The sequence below is a fragment of the Streptomyces sp. NPDC059875 genome (assembly GCF_042731085.1).
Classification (GTDB): domain Bacteria; phylum Actinomycetota; class Actinomycetes; order Streptomycetales; family Streptomycetaceae; genus Streptomyces.
The window spans coordinates 1-6,231 of the sequence record NZ_JBHWJZ010000080.1 but is presented as its reverse complement, the minus strand read 5'-3'; the positions used below and the strand labels follow the sequence as shown (position 1 = coordinate 6,231).

Here is a 6,231-nt window from a genome sequence, read left to right as displayed (position 1 = left end):
GCCGAAGCCCGAGCCGAAGCCCGAGCCCAAGCCGGAGCCGAAGCCGGAGCCCAAGCCGGAGCCGAAGCCGGAGCCGAAGCCCGAGCCCAAGCCGGAGCCGAAGCCGGAGCCGAAGCCGGAGCCGAAGCCGGAGCCGAAGCCGGAGCCGAAGCCCGAGCCCAAGCCGGAGCCGAAGCCTGAGCCCAAGCCGGAGCCGAAGCCCGAGCCGAAGCCCGAGCCCAAGCCCGAGCCCAAGCCCGAGCCGAAGCCCGAGCCGAAGCCGGAACCGAAGCCGGAACCGAAGCCCGAGCCGAAGCCTGAGCCCAAGCCTGAGCCCAAGCCGGAACCGAAGCCCGAGCCCAAGCCGGAACCGAAGCCTGAGCCCAAGCCGGAGCCCAAGCCGGAACCGAAGCCTGAGCCCAAGCCTGAGCCCAAGCCGGAACCGAAGCCGGAGCCGAAGCCTGAGCCCAAGCCGGAACCGAAGCCTGAGCCCAAGCCGGAACCGAAGCCCGAGCCGGCCTGTTGGACCGTGAACCTCGGTTCGTGGGTCGAGAGCTGGATCGGCGGCCCGGTCTGCGTCCCCAAGGTCGACATGAACTGGAAGGACGAGGTCGAGGCCGAGACCAACGAACCCTGGGAGGACATCCTGGACAGCGACACCTGGCCGTTCTGACCCGGCCCCCCACGGCGGCGGAGGAGATCATCCTCCGCCGCCGTTCGTCCGTCCCGGCAGCCGCCCGAGCGCCCGCCCCACCCACTCCCGCTCCCGCGCCTGCCGGGCCGCCCAGCGCCGTCCGTCCGCCGCGCCCGCGCGCAGCCACAGCAGCGGGGCCGCGCCCTGCCCCGCCAGCATCAGCCGCTGATTGGAGACGGTCTCCGGACGCCAGTGCTGCTTGTACGGTTCGGTGCCCCGCAACATGCTCAGCGTCGCGCGCCCGCTCGCACTGGTCTCGCGCGCCCCGTGGCGCAGCAGCATCGTCGCCACGTCGATCTTCCGCGCGCGCAGCACCGGATCCGCGCCGTACAGATAACCGCCCGCGAGCCGGGGCGACATCAGCGTCAGATCGGCCGCCACGACGTCCCCGGCGAGCCGGAACTCGGTCACCCGCGCGTCCCCGCGCTCGACCATCGGCCGCACCGCCCGCGCGAGATGCTGTGCGAACCGGTCGCTGGTGTGCTCGACGGTCACCCCCCGCCCCTGCCACTGGAGCTGATGGAGCCTCAGCAGCCGTTCGAGGGCGGCCGGCACCTCCTCGCCCGGCACCACGCGCTCGTCGATCCCGAGCGCGTCCAGCTTGCGGAGCTTGGCGCGCACGCGCTGGGCCTTGCCCGACGGGATCCGTTCGAGCAGGGCGTCCATCGGCACCGCGGGCAGCTCCAGACAGAGCGAGTCGGCCAGCCGCCGGCGCGGGCCGCGCCAGCGGGCGAAGACCTGTTCGGCCGACGCCCCGGGCCGTACCTCCCGCAGATCGACCACCGCGCCGCGCGCCGCCCGGGCCAGTGCCCCGGCCAGCGCGGGCGCCGCCTCCGGGCAGGCGTCGTCGAGCAGGACGTCGGTGAAGTCGGTGATCGCGCCGCCGAGCTGGGTCAGGACCGGGAGCGGGCCCCGGGCGCGCATCAGGGGCGCCGCCGCGACCAGCTCGCCGTCCTCCCGGCGTACGAGCACCACGCGCAGCGCGCCCGGCCTGCCGTACGACACCCACCAGGAGTGCAGCCAGGAGTGGGACTGGAACGGGGTGGCCGTGGAGCAGCGGCCGTACAGGGACGTCCACCGCTCGCCGAGCCGGCCGAACTCCTCGCCGTCCCGGCAGATCTGCGTGCTCAGTCCGCTCAGGGTCACACCGCCTCCGGTTCCGGCTGGTGCTGGGCCGCCGCCGGGCCGGGAACGGCGGCCGACGGCGCCGGCCGTGACTGCCGGGCCTCGGCCCGCGCCGCACGCCTGGGCCGCACCAGCAGCACCAGACCGCCGAGCAGACCGCCCGCGCAGCCGCCGACCAGCGCGGAGAGCGGGGCGGACGGCGAGACCGGCTCGACGGGCTTCGTCGCGCGGGAGAACTGGACGACCTTCACGCCCGTGTTCCCCGCGACGTGCGAGCTGTTGACGACCAGGGCGCGGGCGACGCCGTCCGCCATCGAGACGGCCCGGCCCGGCTTGGCCGCCCGCGCGGTGATGGAGATCATCGGCGCGTCCGGCGAGGTCGCCGCCAGCACGCTCGAGCGCAGGGTGTCGGCGGAGACCCCCGCCCACACCTGCGCGTCGCCGGTCACTGCGATGTCGGTGGCGACCCGCCCGTACGCCTGGGCGAAGCCGAGCGCGGCGGCCGGATCGGACTTCTCGCCGGGGACCACGATGACGTAACTCGTCGCCGCGTACTCGGGCGCCTTCAGCGCCCCGTACCCGCCGCCGAGCGTGGCGCCGATCAGGACCGAGGCGGGCAGCGCCCACCAGCGGCGGGGCCTGCGCAGGGCGGTGACGAGAGTGGAACGTTGCGGGGGCAGCGCGCTGGGGCTCAAGGGGCTCATGGAGCTCATGGGTGTCTCACTTCGCGAGGAGAGGGGTGCCGTGGACGGCCTGTTCGTAGAGGGACATCAACTGCTGGGCGCTGTGCGCGATGTCGTAGCGGCGCGCAGCCTCGGGCTGCGGCAGCCGGGCGAGGCGGGCGTCCCTGATGCCGCGCAACGCCGAGATCAGTTCGGGTACGGACGCGCCGATCCGGCGCGCCCCGGGGGCCGCGTCGGGCGGCAGGTCGTCGACGGCCGGACAGGCCACGTACAGCACCGGAAGCCCGGCGGCCAGCGCTTCGACGACCGCGAGTCCGAAGGTCTCGTCGGGTGAGGTGGAGACGAAGACGTCCATCGCCGCGAGGAACGAGGGCAGGGCGGGGCCGGTGGACGTCACGGACGGCGGGTCCTCGCAGGCGCCCGCGAGGAGCACCCGACCGGCCGCCCCGCACTCACGCGCGACGGCGAGCAGCCGCTCGCGCTCCTCGCCCTCGCCGACCAGGAGCAGCCGCGCCTCCGGCACCGACGCCACCGCGCGGACCAGCCGGTCGAAGCGCTTCCCGGGCGTCAGCCGCCCCACGCCGCCGACGACGAACGCGTCCTCCGGCAGGCCGAGCACCTTTCTCGTCATCCGCCGCGCGTCCTCGTCGTGGCCGAACCGCGCCCGATCGATGCCGTTCGGGACGACATGGATACGGGACGGGGCCACGCCCCACTTCTCCAGGCGACGGGCGACGCTGGGGGAGACGGCGACGGTGGAGGTGCCGAGGCGCTCGGTGGCCCGGTAGAGGGCGCGGGTGCCGGCGGAGAGCGGTCTGCCCTCGATCTGGGTGTCGCCGAGGGAGTGCTCGGTGGCGAGGACCGCGCGGACCCCGGCGAGGCGGGCGGCGATCCTGCCGTACACGCAGGCCCGGTACAGGTGCGTGTGGACGAGGTCGTACCGGCCCTGGCGGACGATTCCCGCGAGCCGGGGCAGGGCGCCGAGATCCCGGTTGCCGGCCATCCCGAGGTGGACGACCGGCACTCCGTCGGAGGTGATGCCGCGGGCGACGGCGCCGGGATTGGTGAGCGTGACGACCTCGTTCCGTACCGGCAGATGGCGCAGCAGCAGCCGGAGTTGCTGCTCGGCGCCGCCGATCCCGAGACCGGTGATGATGTGCAGGACCTTCACGGGACCGGGACCTCCTGGACGAGGTTGCTCGGCCTGCGGCGGCGCAACGGGTGCAGGACGCGCTTGGCGGTGAGGCGCCAGGGGGTGTCCTGCTCGTCGATGTGGATCCGGGGCAGCGCGTGGGCGCAGGTCAGCGGCCCGGGGTCGATGGCGCAGCCGTAGCGGTAGCTCGCGTCCCGTACGGCCCGGACCGCGCGGGCGTCGACGTGTCCGTACGGGTAGCAGAAGCCGTCCACCGGCGTGCCGGTGATCTCCTCCAGGAGCTCACGGCTGCGCCGGGTCTCCTCGGCGAGGGTCGCGTCGTCGACGGTGGGGAGCGAGACGTGCCGCAGCCCGTGCGAACCGATCTCCATGCCGGCCTCGGCCACGCGCACGATGCCGTCCTCCGTCAGCAGGGACTTGCGCGGGCCGTCGCCGTCCCAGGCGTTCTCGCCGCCGATGCGGCCGGGGAGGACGTAGACGGTGGCGGTGAAGCCGTGGCGGCGCAGCAGCGGGAGGGCCGAGTCCAGGAAGTCGGCGTACCCGTCGTCGAAGGTCAGGCCGACGAGCCCCTTGGCCCGGCCGGCCGCTGTCGCGGCGAGCAGCTCGCGCACGGACACGCCGCGCAGCCCCCGGTCGTTCAGCCAGTGCAGCTGGCGGGCGAAACGGACGGGGGAGACCGTCACCCGGTACGGATCAACCGTGGTGTCGGCGATCGAGTGGTACATCACCACCCACGGGGGTGGCTTCGGCAGCAGTCGACGAATCGCGGCGGTGCGGGGCGCCGTGGCAGCGGGCATGGGCGAGCCTTCGTGATGCGGTGCGGGTGAGGGGTGGGATGTCCGGCGCACGGGCGGCGCAGGCGATGAAGAGCAGGAAGACGGAGACGGCGACGAGGGCGGCGACGGCGAGGGAGAGGGCCGCCGGGTCGACCCACAGCGAGCAGAGCCAGCCGGCTCCGGTGGCCCAGGCGGCGGCCGTGGCAAGCCGCAGGAGCCCTTCTCCGAGGTAGCGGATACGGACCGGGATGGACTGGCGGCGAGCGCCGAGCAGCAGCATCACGGCGGTCAGCGTGATGCCGAGGGCGTTGGCGGCGGCGATGCCGACGGCGCCCCACAGCGCGGCGCCGGCGACTCCGGCGACGGCGGTCGCGGCCAGACCGGCGGCCATGGCGGCGGCCGGGTACCAGAGCGGGTGGGCGGCGGAGAAGTAGCAGCGGACCAGTGTGCCGACCGTCGTCTGGCCGAGCAGGCCGAGGGCGTAGACCCGCATCACGCCGGCGGTCGCGGCGGTGTCGGAGGAGTCGAAGGCGCCGCGCTGGAAGAGGAGTTCGACGATCTGCGGGGCGGCGGCGATCACGACCGAGGTGCCGATGAGGACGACGACGGCGGCGAGGAGGAGATCCCGCTCGACGCGCCGGCGGGCGCCCTCCTTGTCGCCCGCCGCCATGGCGCGGGCGACGACGGGGAAGCTGACCGTGCACAGCATCAGGGAGAGGATCATCGGCATCTGCGCGACCTTCTGCGCGTAGTTCAGATGCGAGATGGCGCCGGCGGGCAGGGGCGAGGCGAGGAAGCGCTCGATGAGGATCTGGGACTGGCGGGAGACGGCGAAGGCGATGACGGGGGCGATGAGCCCGAGCACCAGGAGGCGGCCGTCGCCGTGGCCGGGACCGACCGGCTCGTCCTTCGGCACCGGGCGGCTGCGCAACTCCCGGATCAGGTACGGCGCCTGGACCGCCACCATCAGCGCGCCGCCGACGGCGACCCCGGCGGCGGCGGCCCGCACGCCGAAGGGCTCGCGCAGCACGACGATCGTGCCGATGATGCCGACGTTGTACGCGACGTAGATGGCGGCCGGCGGCAGGAACGAGCCGTGGGCACGCAGCGCGGCGGAGCAGTAGCCGGCGAGCGCGAAGGTCAGCACGCAGGTCGCCGTCAGTCGGGTGCAGTCGACGGCGAGCTGCGGATCGGGCAGGCCGGGCGCGAGCGCGCCGACGAGGGCGGGCGCGGCGAGGACCAGGAGCCCGGCGACGGCGCTCATGGCGAGCGCGAGCCGGGGGAGCGTGGAGCGTACGAGGGTACGGACGGGGTCCCCGAAGAGGCTGCCGGCGCGGCGCGCCAGGGCGCGGCTGAACGCGGGTACGAGGATCAGCGCCATCGCGTCCTCGATGAGCAGCGTCGAGGCGAACTCGGGCACGGTCCAGGCGACAAGGAACGCGTCGGTCTCGGCCCCGGCCCCGAAGAAGTGCGCCAGGATCTGATCCCGTACCAGCCCGAGCACGGCTCCGGCGGCGGTGAGCCCGGCGGTCACGGCGGCGGCCCGCGCGAGGAACCGGCCTGAGGCCGGCCGCCCCCGCCCCCGCCGAGCATGCGCCCCACGCGCCGCCGGCGTACCCCGCCCCCGAGCGCCACAACGCGCCCGCGCCCACGCCTGGACCCTCGCCCGCCTCCTCCAGAACACCCTGTGGGACATCGAGGACGGCCGCCCCACCGACGACGACCAACTGGAGATCGCCCGCCGGCTCCGGGGGCCCGTGCGCTGACACTGTCGCGGCGGGGCCGGGACCACGGCACGCCTCGGACCCCGCACAGCGACCT

At 74.6% G+C, this 6,231-nt stretch carries 5 protein-coding genes and 2 pseudogenes; 2 read left to right on the top strand and 5 right to left on the bottom strand.

Features of this window, described 5'->3' with window-relative positions; genetic code table 11:
- Positions 1-652: pseudogene (locus tag ACFV9D_RS38820) on the top strand (hypothetical protein); the annotation flags it as partial.
- A 27-nt stretch (positions 653-679) separates the two neighbouring features.
- Here ACFV9D_RS38820 and ACFV9D_RS38815 read toward each other — a convergent pair.
- From ACFV9D_RS38815 to murJ, 5 genes are read right to left on the bottom strand one after another with little or no spacing between them, the layout of a single operon-like run.
- On the bottom strand, positions 680-1,819 hold the full coding sequence (locus tag ACFV9D_RS38815; protein WP_385157825.1) for a GNAT family N-acetyltransferase: 1,140 nt from the start codon (positions 1,817-1,819) through the stop codon (positions 680-682).
- Positions 1,816-2,511 (bottom strand): lipopolysaccharide biosynthesis protein, encoded by a 696-nt coding sequence (locus tag ACFV9D_RS38810; RefSeq protein WP_385157822.1) that lies wholly within the window; start codon positions 2,509-2,511, stop codon positions 1,816-1,818. Before ACFV9D_RS38810 ends, ACFV9D_RS38815 begins: the two co-directional genes overlap by 4 nt.
- A 7-nt stretch (positions 2,512-2,518) precedes the next feature.
- Positions 2,519-3,652: a glycosyltransferase gene (locus ACFV9D_RS38805; protein ID WP_385157819.1), complete on the bottom strand. Its 1,134-nt coding sequence runs from the start codon at positions 3,650-3,652 to the stop codon at positions 2,519-2,521.
- Complete coding sequence (locus tag ACFV9D_RS38800) at positions 3,649-4,431, bottom strand: polysaccharide deacetylase family protein (protein ID WP_385157816.1); 783 nt, start codon at positions 4,429-4,431, stop codon at positions 3,649-3,651. The genes ACFV9D_RS38805 and ACFV9D_RS38800 overlap by 4 nt, the downstream gene beginning before the upstream one ends.
- Positions 4,328-6,106 (bottom strand): murein biosynthesis integral membrane protein MurJ, encoded by a 1,779-nt coding sequence (murJ, locus tag ACFV9D_RS38795; RefSeq protein WP_385157813.1) that lies wholly within the window; start codon positions 6,104-6,106, stop codon positions 4,328-4,330. The genes ACFV9D_RS38800 and murJ overlap by 104 nt, the downstream gene beginning before the upstream one ends.
- On the opposite strand from murJ, the pseudogene ACFV9D_RS38790 reads away from it, so the two are divergent.
- Positions 6,048-6,176: pseudogene (locus ACFV9D_RS38790) on the top strand (hydroxyurea phosphotransferase); the annotation flags it as partial. The gene murJ and the pseudogene ACFV9D_RS38790 overlap by 59 nt on opposite strands.
- Positions 6,177-6,231 lie beyond the last annotated feature (55 nt).

Excerpts from the sequence above, each read along its gene's own strand:
- ACFV9D_RS38810 (WP_385157822.1), bottom strand. The coding sequence starts at position 2,511 with ATGAGCTCCATGAGCCCCTTGAGCCCCAGCGCGCTGCCCCCGCAACGT.
- ACFV9D_RS38800 (WP_385157816.1), bottom strand. The coding sequence starts at position 4,431 with ATGCCCGCTGCCACGGCGCCCCGCACCGCCGCGATTCGTCGACTGCTG.
- murJ (WP_385157813.1), bottom strand. The coding sequence starts at position 6,106 with ATGTCCCACAGGGTGTTCTGGAGGAGGCGGGCGAGGGTCCAGGCGTGG.